Below are 19,122 nucleotides of genomic sequence, written 5' to 3' on the forward strand. Positions count from 1 at the left end.
GTGCGGCGGGTGCATAACGCTCGCCGTACCAACACCAACGCCATCAAGCCAAAAGGAGCCAGTTGGCCATGCTGAAATTCGCAACCCGTCGGTTCGGGCTGTCGCTGCTTATCCTGTTCGTGGCGGTCACCGTCATGTTCCTGATGATCCGCGCCGTGCCAGGCGACCCGGTCCAAATCATGCTCGGCCCACGCGCCACGCCCGAGCTTCAGGCCCAACTCACAGTAGCGTTGGGGTTGGACCAGCCAATCTGGAAACAGCTTTTGATTTTTTACGGAAACCTCTTGCAGGGAGACTTGGGAACCGATGTCTTTTCGGGTCGTTCCGTGACTGACATCGTGTTCCAGCAACTACCATTCACATTGGAACTGATTTTCGCGTCGATCCTGTGGTCAGCTACGCTGGGCATCGCACTCGGCGCCTATGCGGCTGCGCATCCCAATACGTTGATCGACCGGGTTGCCGCCGCGATATCTGTTAGTTTTGTGGCCGCTCCGGCCTTTGTTGTCGCGCTCTTGGCTCTTTTGGTTTTTGCAGTGCATCTACAGTGGTTTCCCGCGATCGGTGCCGGGGAAGGCTTCTTTGACCGTCTTGACCATCTGGTCCTGCCCGCCTTTGCCATCGGGCTCAGTTGGGTTGGCTATATTGCCCGGTTGGTACGCGCGTCGATGCTGGAGGTTATGGGTGAAAGCCATGTCCGCACGGCCCGAGCCTTTGGTATCGCCGAACGTCGCGTGGTCATGGTGTACGCGCTGCGGATCGCCATTTTGCCCGTGGTTACCGTGATCGGTGTTGGGATGGGTTTTCTTCTCAGCTCGGCGGTTTTCGCTGAAATCGTCTTTGCCCGACCTGGTTTGGGCAAACTGGTCATCGACAGCATTACGACCCGAAACTACCCGATTGTGATGGGCTCTGTCCTAGTATCAACAGCTTTGTTCGTGGTGTCGACCGCATTGGCCGATCTGATCAATGCGCTGCTTGATCCACGCGCGCGCACGGCTCATTGAGGAGGCAGGCACATGGAAAAATCTCGTTCCGAAATGGGCCAGATCATAGTCGGCGTTGCGCGCGACCCGCTTGGTCTCATGGGCTTAATCATCGTCGGTGTCATCGTTTTCTGCGCAATCTTTGCGTATTGGATCGTACCCTATGATCCGATTGCGATGGATATCAAATCCCGCTTGCAGGGACCGTCTATGGCACACCTGCTGGGCACAGATCAGTTAGGGCGCGATACGTTTTCGCGGGTCATCGCGGGGGGCCAAGTTGCGCTCAAGGTGGCATTGCCCGCCGTGTTCGGAGCAATGGCGATTGGCCTGACACTGGGCATGATTGCAGGGTATGGGCCGAAATGGCTCGATAATCTTCTAATGCTTTTCTTCGATACCATCCGTTCCTTTCCGACAGTGATGTTCGCGCTGGCTGTTGTGGCCCTGATCGGGCCCAGTCTGCAGACGGTCGTGTTTGTCGTCATGGCGACCTCGATCCCAACCTATGGGCGTGTCGCGCGGACCCAAACGCTGACATTGCGCAATTCCGAATTCATCTTGGCCGAACGGTCGATGGGGGCCAGCATGGCGCGCATTCTGGGTGTGCATATGCTGCCCAACATCATTGGCGTTCTGGCTGTGTTGGCGGCAATGGATATCCCTACAGTCATCGCGCTTGAGGCCGGCCTGTCCTTCCTGGGTCTGGGCGTTAAGCCTCCGACCCCGAGCTGGGGTGCTTTGCTTAAGGATGGCTATTCCCTGATCCGCCAAACTCCTTGGTTGGTTGTTGGCGGAGGTCTGCCGATCATTCTGGCAACGCTTGGCTTCACGTTTCTGGGTGAAAGCCTGCGCGATGTAGTTGACCCGAAACTGAGGAAACAGCGATGACCGAGACACTTCTGGAAATCGACCAGCTTTGCGTCGATTACGAAACAGGCCGTGGCGACCTCAGGGCATTGAGGGACATCACATTCAACGTCAACAAAGGCGAAATCGTTGGCATCGTGGGAGAGTCCGGTTGTGGTAAATCCACATTGATCTCATCCATTCTGCGTTTGACCGCGCCCAATACCCGGTTCCGTGAAGGAGAAATTAGGTTCAAGGGGAAGGATTTGCTGCAAGCTTCTGATCGGCACATGCGGGACCTGCGCGGGGCGGATATATCCATCGTCTTTCAGGATCCGATGCAAACGCACAACCCGGTTCTGACTATCGGTCAGCAGATGCTGGATATTCAGCACCGATCCAGACAGTCCAAGGCTGACAAGTTGGCGCACGCGGCCAAAATGTTGGGCGCTGTTGGCATTCCTGACCCTGAGGCGCGTCTGGCGCAATATCCGCATGAATTCTCTGGCGGGATGCGTCAACGGATCGCCATCGCGATGGCGTTGATGTCCGAACCTGATCTTTTGATTGCGGATGAGCCGACAACTGCACTGGATGCGACACTGGAGGTGCAGATCATTGAGCGCCTGCAAGAGCTGCAGCGCGAGTTTCACTGTGCCATCCTGTTCATCTCGCACCATTTGGGCGTGATCGCAGAACTCTGCGACCGGGTTGTTGTGATGTATGCTGGCGCAGTTGTTGAAAGCGGGGACGTGCGGGAGATTTTTCACAATCCTAAACACCCTTACACACGCCGACTGATCGAATGCGACCCCGGTCACATCAAAGAGCGAGCCCGTGTATTGCCAACCATTCCCGGTGAAGTGCCCGACTTGGCCAACCTGCCGGGGGGCTGCATTTTCAGGGATCGTTGTGATCAGGCCATGGCGCGCTGCGCCACCGAAGTGCCGCCACTGGATCAGTTGAAAGAAGGCCATCACGCTGCGTGCTGGCTGAACCATCAGGAGGTCGCATCATGAGCTTGCTGAACGTTGTGGACCTCAATACCAGCTATGGCCCGGTCAATGTACTGGCGGGTGTCAGCTTTACCGTAGAACCCGGAGAGACTTACGCGCTGGTTGGTGAAAGTGGGTCTGGTAAAACCACGGTCATTCGCGCCATTGCCGGGCTAGCACCTGCGCAAGATGGCTCGGTCACCTTCGAAGGTCAGGAAATTCGGGGTGCACCCGAAAGTGTTATGCGCCCGTTGCGCAAAGACATGGCGATGATGTTTCAAGACCCGGTTGGAAGCCTGTCGCCGCGTCTGACCATCCGCAGTCTGATTACCGAGCCTTACCGCATTCAGGGCATGAAGGACCGTGACATGGACGCCGAAGCCAAGCGCCTGTTGGAAATGGTCAACTTGCCCACGCATTTCGCGGACCGCTATCCTTATCAGCTATCTGGTGGCCAAGCTCGGCGTGTGGGTGTGGCACGTGCACTGGCACTGGAACCCAAATTGATCCTTGCGGATGAGCCCACTGCAGGTCTCGATGTGTCGGTTCAGGGCGAGCTGCTGAACCTGCTCAACGACCTGCGCGAAAGGCTGGGGCTTGCGATGGTGATTATCACGCATAACCTTAGCGTCGTACGCCATGTGGCTGACAGAATGGGCATCATGTATTTGGGCCGATTGGTTGAAGAAGGTACAACCGAGGCCATCTTTAACGAGCCGCGCCATCCCTATACCCGCTGCCTGCTGAGTGCCAACCCAGAGCCGGACCCGGATGCGCGGTTGGAACGGATCGCTCTTAAAGGTGAGCCCCCCAGTTTGCTCAAACGCCCGTCCGGTTGTGAGTTCCGCGAGCGTTGTCCCTTTGCCAAGGATATCTGCACCCAGACTCCGGAATGGGAAGTAAATGGCGGCCACGGGCTGCGTTGTCTGGCCCCGCTGTCGTAGTAGGAAACCCAATGCCAAGCACACTATATTTTAACGGCACAATCCTGACTATGGATGCACAGAACTCCTCTCCCGAGGCTGTTCTGACCGAGGGCAAAAGAATTCAGGCCGTCGGTGCTGAAGCAGATCTGCGCGCACGCATGCCGGCTGACTCACATGAGTATAACCTTCAAGGTCGTACACTGATGCCGGCGTTTATCGACCCGCACGGGCATTTCCCGGATCCAGGGTTCATACGGCTGTTCCGTGTCGACTTATCGTCGCCCCCTTTAGGGGACTGCAAGCACATGGCGCAGGCGTTGAACAGGATTCGGGAAAAGGCTGGCGAGACGCCCGAGGGTGAATGGGTCATGGGGGTGTTGTTTGATAATACTGCCATTCGCGAAGGCCGCATGCCTACGCGGGCTGAGCTGGACGATGTATCACAGCGTCATCCAATCTGGGTTATTCATGCGTCGGGGCACTGTGGCGTAGCCAATTCTGTTGCCCTTCAGAGGCGCGGGTTAACCTGTCAAACACCTGATCCAGAAGGCGGCCGCTTTGGCCGTGATCCTGAGACCGGAGCCCTGACGGGATTGATCGAAGGATTATCGGCCATGGGCGAGATGGGCGATACTGATTTCCTGATCGACCGCGAAAGGTTCTGGCAAGGCTTTGAGGCCTGTCGTGACGAATACCTATCCTATGGTGTGACCTATGCCCAAAACGCCTGGGCGTCGCAAACCATGTTGGAACACTTTGCCAGCCAGCCCGCGGATCTGGATCCGGGAATAGACATTGAGCTCTTACCCGTCGGAAGTCTGGAACCCGAATTGTCCGAGCATTGGATAGGTACGAACTGGCCCGGCAACCCGCATTTCACACTGGGTCCGCGCAAATTGTTCACGGACGGGGCTTTTCAGTTGCAGACCGCGTTTTTGTCTACCCCGTATTTCAAGCCGTCCGATCCCTGTCACCCTTGTGGGATGGTTTACACCTCACAAGAACAGTTAGATGCCGACGTCAGAAAACTCCATAGCAAGGGCTTGCAAATGCATTGCCACTGCAATGGTGATGCCGGTGCCGAGATGTTCATAGATGCGGTGGAAAAGGCGCTTGTTGTGCATCCTCGCCAAGATCATCGCCACACCATTATCCACGGTCAGGCTCTGCGGGATGATCAGTTGGAGCGTATGGTCCAGCTTGGACTTACCGTCAGTTTCTTTCCGGCTCATATACATTTTTGGGGTGATCGCCACTACGATACATTCTTGGGGCCGCAGCGCTCCGAGCGGATATCCCCTGCGGCGTCTGCTGAGCGGTTTGGCTTACGATATACAATCCACAATGATGCTTCGGTCACGCCGACGCGTCCGATCCATCTGGCCCACTGTGCGGTAAATCGAAAATCCGTTTCTGGCCGCGTGCTCGGTGAAGATCAGAAGATCAGCGTTCTGTCAGCCTTACGCGCTCAGACCATCGACGCTGCTTGGCAAGTCTTCAAGGACGAGCAGCGCGGTTCTGTCGAACCGGGTAAAGTTGCTGACTTTGTTGTCCTTTCGCGTAATCCACTGCACGATCCGGACCGCCTGACAGATACGCGGGTGCTTGAAACGATCCGCAATGGCCAAAGTGTTTTTGCTGCACCCCATGCCGAACAAGAAATCGAGCACACATGATGGCGACCAAGCGTATTGCGATCGCGGGTTTTCAGCATGAAACTAATTGCTTTGGTGTGACGCAGGCCGGTCTGCACGAGTTTGAGATGGCCGATTCCTGGCCCGGCATGTTGCACGGTGAGCAGGTGATATCGGAAACGTTTGGCATGAACCTACCTATCGCCGGTTTTGCGAAGGCTGCAGCGGCAGCAGGATTTGAAGTCGCACCAACCCTGTGGTGTTCTGCCGAGCCGTCTGCACATGTAACCGATCACGCATTCGAAACAATTTGCGAGATGTTGTTGGATCGCATCCGGGATGTGGGTGACATTGATGGCGTTTATCTCGATCTCCATGGGGCAATGGTCACCGAAAGCCTCGCTGACGGTGAGGGAGAGCTTCTGCGTCGTGTACGTGAAGTTGTGGGCTTCGAAGTGCCAGTGGTCGCAAGTTTGGACCTTCACGCCAACATCTCGGCTGAGATGGTCGACAATGCAGACTATTTGTCTGTTTTTAGAACCTATCCCCACTTGGATATGGCGGAAACGGGCGCACGATGCGTTCTTGTCCTGCAGCGGTTGCTAGCGGGCGAAACGCTCTACAAGGCTTTCCAACCGGTGCCTTACCTCATCCCTCTGCATGCGCAACATACGGGCTCCAAGCCATTCAGCGAGATCTATCAATTGCCGAAAAGATTTGAGAAGCAGGAAATTCTGGCAGAAATCGCCCTTGGCTTCACCGCTGCGGACTTCTCAGACACAGGCCCATCATGTCTTGCCTACGCGGCCACAGCCCAGAAAGCTGCTGCTGCCGCGGAAGAAGTCGTGCATTTGTTCGTATCTCGCGAAGCCGATCTTGATTGTTCAATGTTGTCTCTAGAGGAAACGGTTTCGATATGTCGCGAGAGGCGGGGAAAACCCATTGTTGTCGCAGATGTCCAGGACAACGCTGGTGCGGGCGGGACATCAGATACTACTGGCCTGCTGGCAGCACTGATTGAGGGCGGGACAAAGAGTGTCTTAATGGGTCTGTTCCATGACCCTGAAAGTGCAAAACAAGCCCATGAGGCAGGAGAAGGTGCACGGGTAAAACTTGCGGTCGGTGCAAAGTCCAACTTGGCTGGGCACGTTCCAGTCAAAGCAGAGTTTGAAGTTCTGGCTTTGGGTGATGGCCTTTGTCGCTATACCGGAAAAATGTATGGCGGTGGGATAGCTACGCTGGGCGAGACAGCTGCCCTACGTTTGGTTGGGCACGAGGCAAGTATTGACCTTGTTGTCACAAGTATACGGAACCAATGTCTTGATCGCGCACATTTTACTCATATCGGACTAGACCCAAAGAACTACGCGGTTATCTGTGTAAAAAGCACCGTACATTTCCGAGCGGACTTCGAACCTATTGCAGGAAATATCTGTTCCGTTTCTTCGCCAGGTGCCTTTCTCTGCAACCTGGAAGAAATCCCCTACACTTGTATCTCCAGAAGGCTGGTTAACACTCGCTGCGCTACCGTTGCCTCAACTGGCACAGGCTAGCGAATTCCGCTGATCTTGCGGGTCCATTATCATCTGTGAAGCGCGCCTTTTGCGGGCTGTGTGGGGTTTTGAGCGAGGCAGTTAACTGCCTCGCATTGTGCCCTTATTCTCGACGGCCAAATTCTAGGAGGTGATTTCGGCCAAGAGAATTTCAGCTCTCTGCCAGCAGACAATAGATAATCATCGTCATCCGCTCGGTTGGAATGTGAAACCAGGCGAACTTCTCAAAGACGGATAACGGATTTTGCGCCAGGACTTCATCCATGAACATGCCCTGATCGACGAGGGGTTTCATCGTGTCCTTGATCGCAAGCATCAAATCGACCGAAGCCTGCATGTCGAACTTGTTATGTACGTGTATCTTCGCGACCTAAACCCATCTCCTTGATCCGGCTGTCTGGATGTAGACTCCGTTCCTAGTGAGGATGTTTCGATCAGAGCCTGCGGATTTCCGATCAGATCACAGGCAATTTCAAAGACCGCATGGTACTTTCCTTTTCAACATAAGTTCCATTTCTTTCCCGCGCAGGGTATGTCAGGCCTGACCCAGCGAACCTGGTTCGTGAAAATGATAGAGGTCGTGAAGCAAACTATGGTCGGTGAATTGAGTTCCGAGCAGGCCGTGCGCGGCGCGATCCAGACGCATTCGAGGCGCGTCTGGCGGTTTGGGCTTGCCCTGTCGGGTGCTTCCGAAGTGGCCGATGATCTGTTGCAGGCTACTTGCCTGCGTGCGCTTGAACGCCACCACCAGGTCACGTCATTTGAGCGGTTGGACAGTTGGTTGATGACGATCTGCCGTTCAATCTGGTTGAATGAGCTGCGTGCCCGCTCGGTCCGAAAAGCGCAGGCACTGTCGTTGACCCCAGAGTCAGAGCTGATTGCATCCGGACCGGACTCGGAAACGAATATATTCGCCGCCGAAGTGTTTACCCAAGTGATGCAGTTGCCAGAAGCACAGCGAGAAACGGTGATGCTGGTCTATGTCGAAGGCTATAGCTACCGCGAGGCCGCAGCATTGCTGGAGGTGCCAATAGGAACGATCATGAGCAGGCTGTCCAATGCGCGACAAAAACTGAAAGTCGTGATGCAGCATGAGGCGGCAGATGCCGTTCGACGGAGTCGCAAATGAAGTTTTCCGATGAAGTTCTCAAAGCGTACCTGGAAGGCAAAGCGAATGAAGCCGAGGCTCAGGCGATAGAAGCTGCGGTTGCGGCCGAACCCGAGCTTGAGGCGCGCCTGATGGAGCTTGATCCATTCGCACCGGTGGTACAAGCGGTGTTTGAACATGTCCCGGCCGAGATGCCCCAGGTGGTTTTGCCTGACCCAAATGCCGAGATAAAAACCAGTGGCGGTCCTCTGCGCCTGTTGGCAGTAGCTGCATCTGTCGCGGTGATTTCTGTGTCGGCCACATATTGGGTAACCAGGCCTCAGCCCATGGGGTGGGCTGAGCAGGCGGCGATCTATCAATCACTATATGCGGCGGACACGATCGCGGGGATGGACAGCTCGGAACAGGCGTTGACAACTCAGTTTGATCAGGCCGAGGCACAGCTGGGTCTGTCCTTGAGACGTGACACTCTTGAGGCGTTGCCGGGGATGGAATTGAAGCGTGCGCAGGTGTTGTCCTTCAGGGGCAAACCGTTGGTTCAAGTGGTCTTTGCGAATGAACAGGGCCAGCCTTTTGCCTTCTGTGTCATTCGTCAGGGTGAAGGCGCGCCAAGCAAGGATTTGAAAGAGGCAGTGCTCAGCGGGTTGGCGACGGCGACCTGGTCCAAAGACGGTTATGGCTATATGTTGATTGGTGACAGCGATCAGACTGACCTGGAAAGTAAGCTGGATATTCTAACCGCGACCTTTGCAAGCTGAGGTCGCGTCAAAAACGCCTTGTGAACCTGCGGAAATACCAGAAATATAGCGGACATGACCACCACACCCGTCATTCCCGATCCGGATGAGGACGAGGACCCCCTCGGCCCGCGCAGCATCTATGATGATGACGACGCTGATGAGGATGATCTGTGGTTCCTGCCACCTGACGAAGAGGCTGTCGAGGATTTCCTGCCGCCCGGTCCAAGGGTCGACCGCAGTCTTTTGTTTGATCCCAGGGACTGGCGTGCGGCGCAGGCAGATCTGTCGTTGGAACTGGCCGACCTGGCAGTTAGTTTCGGCGCCTTGGACGAACGTTTGCGCGCCGGCCCGGATGGGTGGACACACCGGCTGGCGCTGATGGATGTATCCGATTTGGGATGGTGGACCGGAGACCGGATCAGCGTTGATCGGCTGGCGCTTTGGACCGGGCTTCGGATTGGTGCAACCGGGGATGATGTGCAGGCCCTGTACCGCGCGGGTTGGGCCGTACGGCGGCTAACATCCGGCGCCGCGCCATCGGATGGCGGGTGGGAGACCGGCCTGACAGCCTTTTTAGATCGTATTGCGCAGGGGATTGACGAAGTCCCCGAAGCCATCGCCGATCTTGCCGAAGTCATGCGCAATTCCGAGGGGCTGCACCCGGTGACGCAGGCCGCCATCGGTTTTCATGCCTGGCGGGCCCTGTCTCAAGGCATCGGACAGGATACCGAGGCTGCAATCATTGCCGCCCGTCATGCGGCCAAGATGGGGCGGGGCGGGGCTGTGTTCATGCCCTTGGTTCTGTCGGGTCCGGGTGCGTTGAGAGGTGTTGGTGAACCATCAGAAAAGCTTGCTGCCTGGATCAGGGGAACAGGGCAGGCGGTATTGTCCGCCTTGCTGCACCTGGACCGGGTCAGCGCCTGGGAGCAGCGCGCCAGAGAGACCACTGCAGAGTTGAGCGGGCGCACACCACCAAGACTGATCGACGTGTTTACGGCCTGGCCAATGGTTTCGGCCCCATTGGCGGAAGAGCTGACTAAAGCCTCACGCGCTGCGGTTCAGCGCAACATTGACCGTTTCAGCCGGAGGGGCTTGATCCGCGAGGTGACAGGGCAGGGACGTTACAGAGTTTGGACAGCGGCGCTGTAGTCCAAACAGGGCCATCAGACCAAAATGCCCGGTCTGCCGCATTGAATACCAGCTTCCGCAGGTTTTTGCCTGTGCAGATGTGAATGCCCGTCCCATTTTTGCCCCCGCATTACTGGCTAGTGGGAACAGGTCTGAGGGCGGCAAAGTGTTTGGCCGGGTCGTATATATGTCAAAAGTGGTTCTTAAATCAAAAGTTTAACTCGCAATTTGTGAAAACTATTCTTGGTTGACGGTGTGGATGGCAAGCCACCTCAGGAGCAGTACTCCTTCGAAGGGTCCGGGCAGTGCTGTTGTCGAACAAACCATCATTTTAAATTGGGCTGCTGAAACATTGTCCGGCCTATTGCCGTCAGCAGAGGATCGGCTAGAGGTAGGTGAACGTGTTATTGGCGAAGGTATGGATCCGCCATCCGATCTGGAGGATTTGGCACAGGTCGAATAGTGACCGAGAATGCCCCGCTCCGCGACCCGCCGCCAATTCCGAGGCATGCCGATGCACCGTCTGAAAAAAGGCCTGACCAAATGAAGATCCAGGAAAACCGAACCTTTTCACAGCTCGAGGTCGGAGACGAAGCCCAGCTGACACGATTGTGCACGGTTGACGATCTTTACGCCTTCGCCTCGGCATCGGGGGATCACAATCCTCTGCATCTGGCGGCCTATGATGGTGACGGCGACGGCCACCCCGAGGCGGTGGCCCCTGCGCTTTGGCCCGCCGGTCTGGTGGCTGCCGTCTTGGGGAATATTTTGCCGGGTGCGGGAACCCAGACCCGAGCGGCCAATCTACGGTTTCACGCGATCGTTCTGGCCGGAGATGAGTTGACCGCAGTTGTTCGGGTTACAGAAAAATCCGACGATGGTGATGTTATCTGCACCGCCGAGGTTCGGCGTGTTGGCGACAGCACCCTGGTCCTGAGCGGAGATGTCCGAGTCACGCCGCCCGCAAAGCATATGGAATTCGATTCGATCGAGGTGCCGGGACTTATCGTTCAACGCCACCGCCATTTCGAAGCGTTACTGGCGAAAGCCAGACCCCTTGACCCGATGCCAACTGCTGTTGTTGCACCTGAAGAGCCAAACTCATTGGGGGGTGCTTTGCTGGGGTATAGCAACAGCATTATCACGCCGATCCTTGTGGGTGATCCCGGCAAAATCGCTGCCGCAGCCGAGGCACTGGGTGCCGATCTGTCCGGATTTGAAATTATCGAGGCCTATGGCCACCAAGCCGCCGCCCATCGCGCGGTTGACCTGGTGGTTGAGGGCAGGGCGCAAACACTGATGAAGGGGCATTTGCACACCGATGACCTGTTGCGCGCGGTTCTGCGCCGCGAAAACGGGTTGAGAACCGGGCGAAGGCTGTCACATATATTCGTTATGGATGTTCCAGGGATGTCGCGTCCGATCATGGTCACTGACGCGGCCGTGAATATTGCCCCTGACCTCGAAACCAAGGCTGATATTGTTCAGAATGCGATCCATCTGGCACATTCCATCGGGATTGAGACCCCAAAGGTAGGCGTGCTTTCAGCCATTGAGACGATCAACCCGCGCATGGCGTCGTCAGTTGATGCCGCCTTGCTGTCGAAGATGGCCGAACGGGGTCAGATCACAGGAGGGTTGGTTGACGGCCCCTTGGCTATGGACAACGCGGTCGATCTGAATGCGGCACGCACCAAAGGGATTACGTCCGAGGTGGCTGGTGCTGCGGACATTCTTGTCGCCCCAAACATAGAAGCAGGCAATATGGTGGCGAAACAGCTGACATTCATCTCTCATGCCGAGGCGGCAGGGATCGTGGTCGGGGCTGCTGCACCGATTATCCTGACCTCGCGTTCGGATGATGACGACTCGCGTTTGGCGTCCTGCGCGGTGGCGGCGCTTCATGCATATGCAAGTAAAGGCAAACTCCATGGCTGACCATGTTCTGGCACTGAACGCCGGGTCCTCATCACTGAAATTCGCGCTGTACGAACTGGTTGATGACAACCGTCCCAGCATGCGGTGGCGCGGACAAATAGAACGTTTAGGTGATGCACCACGCCTATTGGCCCAGTCGGCAGGCGGCAGATCAGTAGATCGTCCCCTGTCGAGCACCAAAAGCCATGATGAAGCAATCCACGCATTTCTTGAAATGGCGCGGGAATATCTTCCTGACATTCATGTGTGCGCGATAGGTCATCGCGTAGTGCATGGGGGCACGGTCTATTCCGAGCCTGTGCGCGTGGATGACACCGTCATCAACACTTTAGAAGGGTTTATTCCCTTTGCTCCTTTGCATCAGCCCTACAGTCTTGCGGGTATTCGCGCAGCCAGCGCTGCCTTCCCCGGAACAACTCAGGTTGCCTGTTTTGACACGGCGTTTCATCGCACCCATCCGTGGGTAAACGACACCTTTGCCTTGCCGAAAAGCTACTATGACAAAGGCGTTCGCCGCTATGGGTTCCATGGGCTGAGCTATGACTACATTTCGAACAAGCTGAAAGAAACGGCACCGGGTCTGTATGATGGCCGTGTGGTTATCGCCCATCTTGGAAACGGGGCATCCATGTGTGCGGTTTCAGGTGGGCGCGCTGTGGCTTCGACCATGGGGTTCTCGGCGCTTGACGGGTTGCCGATGGGCACGCGCTGCGGTCAGCTGGATCCAGGTGTCGTGCTGTATATGCTGCAGCAGGACGGAATGACCGCAGAAGAGATTGCCGAAATGTTGTACAGAAAATCCGGCCTGCTGGGCCTGTCGGGGATATCATCGGATATGCGCACGTTGTTGGCCGCTGATACGCCCGAAGCCCGAAAGGCAATCGACTATTACGTCTTCCGAATCCGGCGAGAGCTTGGCGCCCTGTCCGCCGCACTTGAGGGGATTGATGCGCTTGTCTTCACCGGTGGCGTTGGTGAGAACGCGGCCCAGATCCGGCAGATGGTGTGTGATGGAATGCGATGGATCGGGATCGAAATGGATCACGCCAGGAATGCCGATGGTGGAACAGTTCTGTCCACGGATTTCAGCCGTGTCCGGATTCTGACGATCCCCACAAATGAGGAGATGGTGATCGCGCGGGCTGCGGTAAATTTTCTGGAATAGGTCTTATTCGTTTGGCGTTTCTTTCCGGCGCCGGGCGTATTTCAGCAGCATGCTCAGCAAGGCCGTGATGGCTTCGGGCGCCAGTACGCCAACCGGGTCGCGGCGAATTCCGGCTACGGTGTTTTGGACCTCGGCCAGGGAATCCCTGATTTCGGATTCAATGTCTTGCAGCGCCATATCCCGAAGTTCGACTGCGGCCGAGGCATCGCCGTGTTGGTTTATCGAATTGGCGAGCAGAACCAGAATCAAAGCAAGTACCAGATTGGTCCCCGCCACAAGTATCGCAGCAACGGGTTTCGACAGGATCGCGGAAAGCCAAAAAAATCCGGCGAGATTCAGCATGATGATCGCCAGGCCCACCGCCACTCCGGCGGCTATGTAAAACCCGGCCCGTTTCACGGAGATCGCAAGCTGTGCGCGTGCGATCAAGCGTTCAGCGCGCAAAATGACTGAGACATTGCGGGATATGCGGCTCATGGGCGTCTCCTAGCGTGACCGGCCAAGCATGTAGCCTAGGGCAAAAATACCAGCGGCAAACAGAATTGATTTTCTGTGCGGCAGATCTTCGAATTCCTCAAGTATATCGTCAAGCTGTGTGGACCAGGATTCGAGGTTATCTGTAAGCCGGTCGGCGATGGTTTCGCGCGGCGGGGCGTCAGCCCCTTTATCTGGCGAAGCGTTTTTTGCCGGTGGCTGCTCGGCAAGCTGCCGTCGCAACTCTGCGATCTCTACTTCAAGCTCGGCTTTTGTCACCATTGCTCAGGCTCCTTCCCGGCGGACCACTATCTGCGTGCCAGTATCGCCCATGGTAGACTGATTTTCCGATTTAGTAAAAGGGGCTTATCGGGTTCAAAGCCGGTGCCAGCGCGCCTATGCGCCAATGTCAATAATCCGCAACCAGCAGGAAATCCGGGATGGCGTCTTCCTCGATTGTCGCAAAGCGAGGGATCGGCTGTTCGAAGACGTTGTCGGTTCGGTCGTCATTGACGGTAGACACTTCGCCAATCAAACAATCGCCTTTTTCCGCCCAGAACGCGTGCCAGATACCCGGCATCAAGGTCACGCTTTGACCGGGCTTTAGCCGCAGCAGTTCGCCAGGTTGAAGCGTCACAGGGCAGCTGTCGCTGGGCACGGTCACAGGGGTATCGCGGTCAATGCCGCCCTGAGGGTCTGAGGCGTAGATTTCCATCACCAGATCGCCACCGCCCCGGTTGATGATATCCTCGGCTTTGACGATGTGCCGGTGCATCGGCGAAAGCTGCTTGTCCCGCGACACCAGCAGTTTCTCGGCATAGAGCATGCCTTGCCCCTTGTTCAGATCGCTGACATCGCCATTGCGTAGGGTGAACAGGAACAGGCCAAGTTCGTCAAACTGACCCTGGCCATAGTCGGTTATGTCCCACCCAAGCCCGCGTTCACGGATACCGGCGGCCTGTTCGCTGCGCATTTTCTCGGGCGACCAATCCGCAAAGGGCGGGAGCACCGCGCCAAAGGAACGGATAAAGGCCTCGGCCTCGGATTTGATTTCGTTGATGTCTGATCGTTTCATCGGCTTCTTCGTTGGGTCAGAGTTCATGTGCCCAGGGCGGGTTTGCCCCGGCGCGCGCGACAGTTACAGCGGCGACTTCCGCCCCTTTCGAAAGGGCTACGCGCAGGGCGTTTGCTGGCAATGTGCGCAATTCGGATTTTGTTAAGTGGCCTGATTGATCTAGGGCGGACAAGACGCCTGCGTTGAAAGTGTCACCGGCGCCAACGGTGTCGACGACCTCGACCTTTTTTACGGGAACAGAAACGTCGGACCCGTCTGCAAGATACCCGATCGCGCCTTCGCTGCCCCGGGTGACGATCACCACCGAAGGTCCTGCCTGCAGCAACAGCGGAACTTTTTCAGCAAGGCTTTCTGGGCCCGGAATGATCCAGTTCAGATCTTCGTCCGAGACCTTGACGATATCCGCTTGCGCAATCATGCGGTTCAGCCGGGTGCGATACCGGGTCTGATCCCGGATGAAATCCGGGCGAATGTTTGGGTCCAACATGACGGCGCGCTCTGATCCAAAGCGGTCAAGCACCGCCGCATAGGCATCTGCGCAAGGCTCGCATGCCAGACTGATCCCGCCCAGATACAGCGCCGAGACCGAGGGCAGATGGGTTGGCATATCCTCTGGCGTCAACATCCGTCCGGCCGAGTTTTCATCGACGAAACTGTAGGCTGCCTGCCCATCCTTGAGCTGTACAAATGCCAATGTAGTCGGGCGGTCCGAATGGATTACCCGGTCGGAGTCAACATGGCTGGCCTTGAGGGCGGCCATAAGCTGTTGCCCGAACATGTCAGAGGAAAGCCCGGTCAGCAGACCCACCGGCGTATCCAATCGACCCAGGGCAATAGCCGTGTTGAAAATCGCACCGCCAGAATGGGGCACAAACCCCAGTTCGCCCGAGATCGTGGGCGTCTCGATCATATCGATCAGGGCTTCACCACAGCATAGGATCATGCCGGGACCTTTCTGTTTCTGAAACGTGCGGTCAGACTACCGCCTTAGCGCATTTTTACAGAAATTGTTAGCGCCAACAATGCCAAATTCATCCTGTTCCGAGACATACAGGTTCATGGATCGGCGCAACTCGCTGAACCGGCCTCCGGCATTAAAGGCGTCTCGGAAGGCGTCCTTGAACAGCCAGCGGTTCTTTTCGGCCACGCCACCCACAAGGAACACGCCACCGGCAGGCATCATGACGACCGCCAGATCGCCCATGACCGCGCCTAGATGTGTGGTGAACATATGCGCGGCCTTGACGGCATGGGCATCGGTTCCGTCGCGTGCATCCTGAAGGATATCGCGCGCGGTTCGGGGCTCGGCCTTTGCCCGACCCCCTGCCAGTTCGATGGCCTGATAAAGGATCGGCAAACCCGTACCGCTGAGGAACATTTCCGCCTCAAGTGTCAGGGTGTCGTCAAAAAAACACTCGGGGGCCACCTGCCGCGCGGCGTTGAATATTTCGACCTCGTCCTGACTTCGGGGCGAGAGGCCGATATGGCCGCCTTCGCCGGACACCGTGTGATAGCGGCCATTCGAATATAGCAGCGATCCGACACCTAGCCCGGTTCCAGGCCCGACGACCAGACGAGTGCCGGTCGGCGGATGCTTGGCCCCTTGCAAGACTTCAACATTGTCATGGGAAATTTCGGCAACAGACCACGCAGCGGCAGTGAAGTCGTTGATCACAAAGGTATGTCGGGCGCCCGTTGCCCGGGCGATATCATCCTCTGACAGATCAAGTTGGGCGTTGGTCAGCCTGATTGTACCGTTGCGGACAGGTCCTGCCCCGGCGGCAACCACGGCCCGTGGGTCGGTTCCGATCTCGTCGCGCAGGCTATGAAAGGCCTCAAGCAATTCGGGCAGTTTGCCGGTGGGGTATTTGCGCAGGTCCGTCAGTTCACCATTGGTGATAACGCCAAGCCGCGTATTGGTGCCGCCGATATCGGCCACGAGGTTCCAATGGTCGTGCATGGCCCCAGCCGGTTGCGCCAGCGGTAAGGACACTGTGCTTCCCGTCAGGGCGTTTTGTACTGCGGTATAGGACGCCTTGGGTGTGCGCTCCATCGTCTGAAAGTCCACATCCACAAGGCCAAACCTCTTCTCATATCCCAGCGCCCATTCGTAATTGTCCAGCAGGGACCAGATGAAGTAGCCCTTGATCGGCACGCCCTGTGCCAAGGCGTCCTGTACCGCCGAAAGATGTTGGTTCAGATAGTCGATCCGGTCGCTATCCTGCTGCCGTTCGGGGCTGGCCATGCCATTTTCCGTCACCAGAATCGGCAGGTCCCCGGTGTAATCCTGCTTGGTGCGGGTCAGAAACCGGGTCAGGGCGGCGGGTTCGATCTCCCACCCCATCTGAGTTTTGGGCAGCGGTCCGGCGATTTCCTGCAGACTGGGCCAGGTGGTCTCCGAAGGCGCAATCAACTTGCGGGTATAGTAGTTCAGACCACACCAATCGACCGGCGTACCGATGATGTCGAAATCATCCTGCCAGCCAGCGGGCAGGTAGGGCTCTAACCCCTCCAGAACGTTGTCTGGATAGGCCTTGTTGAAAACGCCGCCCAGAAAGAACCGGTTGTAGATGCCGTCATACAGATCAGCCGCGCGGCGCGCTTCGGGGCTGTCATCTGCGGGTTCGGCCCATTCCAGGTTGAAAACCGCGCCCAGGTTGGACATGCCAAGGCCCCGCATCGCGTCGATGGCGCTGCCATGGGCCAGAAGGACGTGGTGCATCGCGCGGGCGGTTGCACGGATGTCGCGAAGACCCGGGGCGTGATGGCCTTCGAAATGGCTCAGCCAGCTGACGCACCACGGCTCATTTATGGGGGCGACGCTGTACATCCGATCGCCGATGCGGCCCATGATGACCTCGGTGAAATCGGCGAACCACCCGGCGATATCTCGATTGCGCCAGCCGCCCAGATCGGCCAGAAACGAAGGTAGTTCCCAATGGTAAAGCGTGGCGCAGGGGCGGATACCGCGTTCCAGCAGCGCATCGGCCAGCCGATCATAGTAATCCAGCCCGGCCTCATTCACCTGACCACGGCCTTCGGGCAGAACCCGCGCCCAGCTGGTTGAAAACCGGTAGCAATCAAAGCCGCCATCGCGCACCAGATCCAGATCCTGCGGGAACCGGTTCAGGTGGTCACAGGCCAGATCCCCGTTTTCATTTCGCACAACATTGCCGGGGGTCCTGGCAAAGGTATCCCAATGGGTTTGCCCGGCCCCTCCCTGTGCGTGGCCTTCGATCTGATAGGCCGAGGTTGCGACGCCAAAGAGGAAATCTTTGGGGAAATCAGTGCGGTTGTATTTCATATTCAGAACCTGTTGGGGGCGGGACCGGTCGAGCCGCCAACTACCAGCTCAGCCTCCAGCAATCTAGTTTTGGCCGGGTCTTCGGGCGCATTTATTCGTTCGATCAGCATTTCGGCAGCTATTTCACCGGCCAACCGAACCGAGGATCGCGTGGCGGTGAAGATCGGTACATCCTGCCCGTTTTTCAGATAGGACAGGTCGTCATCATGGGCGATCACCGAAACATCGCGGCCCATCTGCAGCCCTGCTTCGTTCAATGCCCGCCGAACTCCGATGGCCGAAATCATTGACGAAACCAGGATGGCGGTCGGAGGGTTCTTAAGTTGAGCCATATCGCGCGCTTCGTGGTGGCCATATACCTCTGTCATCTCGGCGCTGCGCATCAATTCAGGGTCCGGTGACAGACCGGCTTGATTCAGGGCCTGCAGGTAACCGGCCCGGCGGCGTTGGGCGAAATCCATATCTTCAAGTCCGTTGATAAGGGCGATCCGTCGATGCCCCAGGTCGATCAGAAACTGGGTGGCGCGCTTGAACGAGCTTTTGTTGTTCACATCAACCCAGTCATAGGGTGCGTCTATTCCAGTGGATCGTCCGTGCACAATGAAGGGCGCGCCCATGCGATTGAGGACTTCAATCCGCTGCTCGTTCACCTTGGGGCCCTGCAGAACGACACCGTCCACGGCACCACGCTGAAACAGGTCGCGATAGGCGCGTTCAATAGATGTGTCGTCGGCGCTAGTGAACATCATGTCATAGCCGTGTTCAGCATATCTACGAGCAGCCCCGGCGACAAAATCGCCAAAGATTGGGTTAACCATTTCATGCTGGGATGAGCTGGGAATCACGTGCCCGATCACGTGTGATCGACCTGTCGCAAGACCCTTGGCTCTGCTGTTCGGGCGGTACCCGTGTTTTGTTGCGGCGGCCTGAACCCTTGTGCGCGTGGCTTCGCTGACCTCGGGGTATCCGTTCAGCGCGCGGCTGACGGTTGTTTGAGACAAACCAAGGATTTCAGAGAGCTGCTTTAGGTTCATATTTGTTCAAAGCGCCTACAAATTACTGCGTATTCCTGTTTTTGCGGGCATTTTCGCTGGTGGTCAACAGATTTCACGAACATCTTGTTTGATATTTATATTTATAGGCCTTCGCAAAGCAATCGTTGACAGGTGAAGGCTGTTAGCGCATAAACTCACTCCAGCCAAAGCGCTTTGGATATTTGAGACCAAAGGCGCGAGATATCGTTGGGA

General features: G+C 56.8%; 18 protein-coding genes and 1 pseudogene. 11 read left to right on the forward strand and 8 right to left on the reverse strand.

Annotation, left to right across the window (positions count from 1 at the left end):
- Positions 1 to 68: 68 nt before the first annotated feature.
- Genes AC2FFB_RS07660 through AC2FFB_RS07685 form a run of 6 tightly spaced genes read left to right on the forward strand, consistent with a single transcriptional unit; the run spans position 69 to position 6,943 of the window.
- A complete protein-coding gene (locus AC2FFB_RS07660) occupies positions 69 to 1,007 on the forward strand; it encodes an ABC transporter permease (RefSeq protein WP_496693714.1) in 939 nt (312 codons plus the stop codon).
- Positions 1,008 to 1,019: 12 nt separating this feature from the next.
- A complete protein-coding gene (locus tag AC2FFB_RS07665) occupies positions 1,020 to 1,877 on the forward strand; it encodes an ABC transporter permease (protein WP_271948708.1) in 858 nt (285 codons plus the stop codon).
- Entirely contained in the window at positions 1,874 to 2,854 is a 981-nt protein-coding gene (locus AC2FFB_RS07670) for an ABC transporter ATP-binding protein (protein ID WP_142636097.1), read from the forward strand. The genes AC2FFB_RS07665 and AC2FFB_RS07670 overlap by 4 nt, the downstream gene beginning before the upstream one ends.
- The gene (locus tag AC2FFB_RS07675) at positions 2,851 to 3,774 is read left to right on the forward strand and encodes an oligopeptide/dipeptide ABC transporter ATP-binding protein (protein ID WP_142636099.1); all 924 of its coding nucleotides are present in this window, start codon (positions 2,851 to 2,853) and stop codon (positions 3,772 to 3,774) included. The genes AC2FFB_RS07670 and AC2FFB_RS07675 overlap by 4 nt, the downstream gene beginning before the upstream one ends.
- 11 nt (positions 3,775 to 3,785) lie before the next feature.
- Positions 3,786 to 5,432, forward strand: a complete 1,647-nt coding sequence (locus tag AC2FFB_RS07680; protein WP_496874742.1) for an amidohydrolase — start codon at positions 3,786 to 3,788, stop codon at positions 5,430 to 5,432.
- Positions 5,429 to 6,943, forward strand: a complete 1,515-nt coding sequence (locus AC2FFB_RS07685; protein WP_496874743.1) for a M81 family metallopeptidase — start codon at positions 5,429 to 5,431, stop codon at positions 6,941 to 6,943. Before AC2FFB_RS07680 ends, AC2FFB_RS07685 begins: the two co-directional genes overlap by 4 nt.
- 151 nt (positions 6,944 to 7,094) lie before the next feature.
- Here AC2FFB_RS07685 and AC2FFB_RS07690 read toward each other — a convergent pair whose 3' ends face one another.
- Positions 7,095 to 7,238 carry a hypothetical protein gene (locus AC2FFB_RS07690; RefSeq protein WP_282027169.1) on the reverse strand — a complete coding sequence of 48 codons (144 nt, stop codon included), beginning with the start codon at positions 7,236 to 7,238 and terminating at the stop codon, positions 7,095 to 7,097.
- Between the two features lie 285 nt (positions 7,239 to 7,523).
- Here AC2FFB_RS07690 and AC2FFB_RS07695 point away from each other — a divergent pair, with 285 nt between their 5' ends.
- The 5 genes from AC2FFB_RS07695 to AC2FFB_RS07715 all read left to right on the forward strand — a co-directional run bounded on the left by AC2FFB_RS07695 (position 7,524) and on the right by AC2FFB_RS07715 (position 13,022).
- Positions 7,524 to 8,072 (forward strand): RNA polymerase sigma factor, encoded by a 549-nt coding sequence (locus AC2FFB_RS07695; protein ID WP_282021723.1) that lies wholly within the window; start codon positions 7,524 to 7,526, stop codon positions 8,070 to 8,072.
- Positions 8,069 to 8,809, forward strand: coding sequence for a hypothetical protein (locus AC2FFB_RS07700; protein WP_282027170.1), 741 nt, complete (start codon positions 8,069 to 8,071; stop codon positions 8,807 to 8,809). Before AC2FFB_RS07695 ends, AC2FFB_RS07700 begins: the two co-directional genes overlap by 4 nt.
- A gap of 54 nt (positions 8,810 to 8,863) precedes the next feature.
- Positions 8,864 to 9,940 (forward strand): helix-turn-helix domain-containing protein, encoded by a 1,077-nt coding sequence (locus tag AC2FFB_RS07705; RefSeq protein WP_142636109.1) that lies wholly within the window; start codon positions 8,864 to 8,866, stop codon positions 9,938 to 9,940.
- Between the two features lie 522 nt (positions 9,941 to 10,462).
- Entirely contained in the window at positions 10,463 to 11,857 is a 1,395-nt protein-coding gene (locus tag AC2FFB_RS07710) for a bifunctional enoyl-CoA hydratase/phosphate acetyltransferase (protein ID WP_281972984.1), read from the forward strand.
- A complete protein-coding gene (locus tag AC2FFB_RS07715; RefSeq protein ID WP_496874744.1) occupies positions 11,850 to 13,022 on the forward strand; it encodes an acetate/propionate family kinase in 1,173 nt (390 codons plus the stop codon). Before AC2FFB_RS07710 ends, AC2FFB_RS07715 begins: the two co-directional genes overlap by 8 nt.
- Positions 13,023 to 13,025: 3 nt before the next feature.
- Here the strand turns inward: AC2FFB_RS07715 and AC2FFB_RS07720 are convergent, their stop codons facing one another.
- From AC2FFB_RS07720 to AC2FFB_RS07750, 7 genes and pseudogenes are all read right to left on the reverse strand, one after another.
- Positions 13,026 to 13,499 carry a hypothetical protein gene (locus AC2FFB_RS07720; RefSeq protein WP_496874745.1) on the reverse strand — a complete coding sequence of 158 codons (474 nt, stop codon included), beginning with the start codon at positions 13,497 to 13,499 and terminating at the stop codon, positions 13,026 to 13,028.
- A 9-nt stretch (positions 13,500 to 13,508) separates the two neighbouring features.
- Complete coding sequence (locus AC2FFB_RS07725) at positions 13,509 to 13,778, reverse strand: hypothetical protein (RefSeq protein WP_496868563.1); 270 nt, start codon at positions 13,776 to 13,778, stop codon at positions 13,509 to 13,511.
- A 127-nt stretch (positions 13,779 to 13,905) separates the two neighbouring features.
- Complete coding sequence (locus AC2FFB_RS07730) at positions 13,906 to 14,571, reverse strand: D-lyxose/D-mannose family sugar isomerase (protein ID WP_496874746.1); 666 nt, start codon at positions 14,569 to 14,571, stop codon at positions 13,906 to 13,908.
- A gap of 16 nt (positions 14,572 to 14,587) precedes the next feature.
- A complete protein-coding gene (locus AC2FFB_RS07735) occupies positions 14,588 to 15,514 on the reverse strand; it encodes a carbohydrate kinase family protein (RefSeq protein ID WP_142636120.1) in 927 nt (308 codons plus the stop codon).
- A gap of 36 nt (positions 15,515 to 15,550) precedes the next feature.
- A complete protein-coding gene (locus AC2FFB_RS07740; RefSeq protein WP_496689483.1) occupies positions 15,551 to 16,531 on the reverse strand; it encodes a glucokinase in 981 nt (326 codons plus the stop codon).
- A 39-nt stretch (positions 16,532 to 16,570) separates the two neighbouring features.
- Positions 16,571 to 17,875, reverse strand: a pseudogene (locus AC2FFB_RS07745) (GH1 family beta-glucosidase); the annotation flags it as partial.
- 2 nt (positions 17,876 to 17,877) lie between these two features.
- On the reverse strand, positions 17,878 to 18,909 hold the full coding sequence (locus AC2FFB_RS07750; protein WP_271948730.1) for a LacI family DNA-binding transcriptional regulator: 1,032 nt from the start codon (positions 18,907 to 18,909) through the stop codon (positions 17,878 to 17,880).
- Between the last annotated feature and the right edge of the window lie 213 nt (positions 18,910 to 19,122).

This window comes from Ruegeria sp. YTSA219, assembly GCF_059609985.1.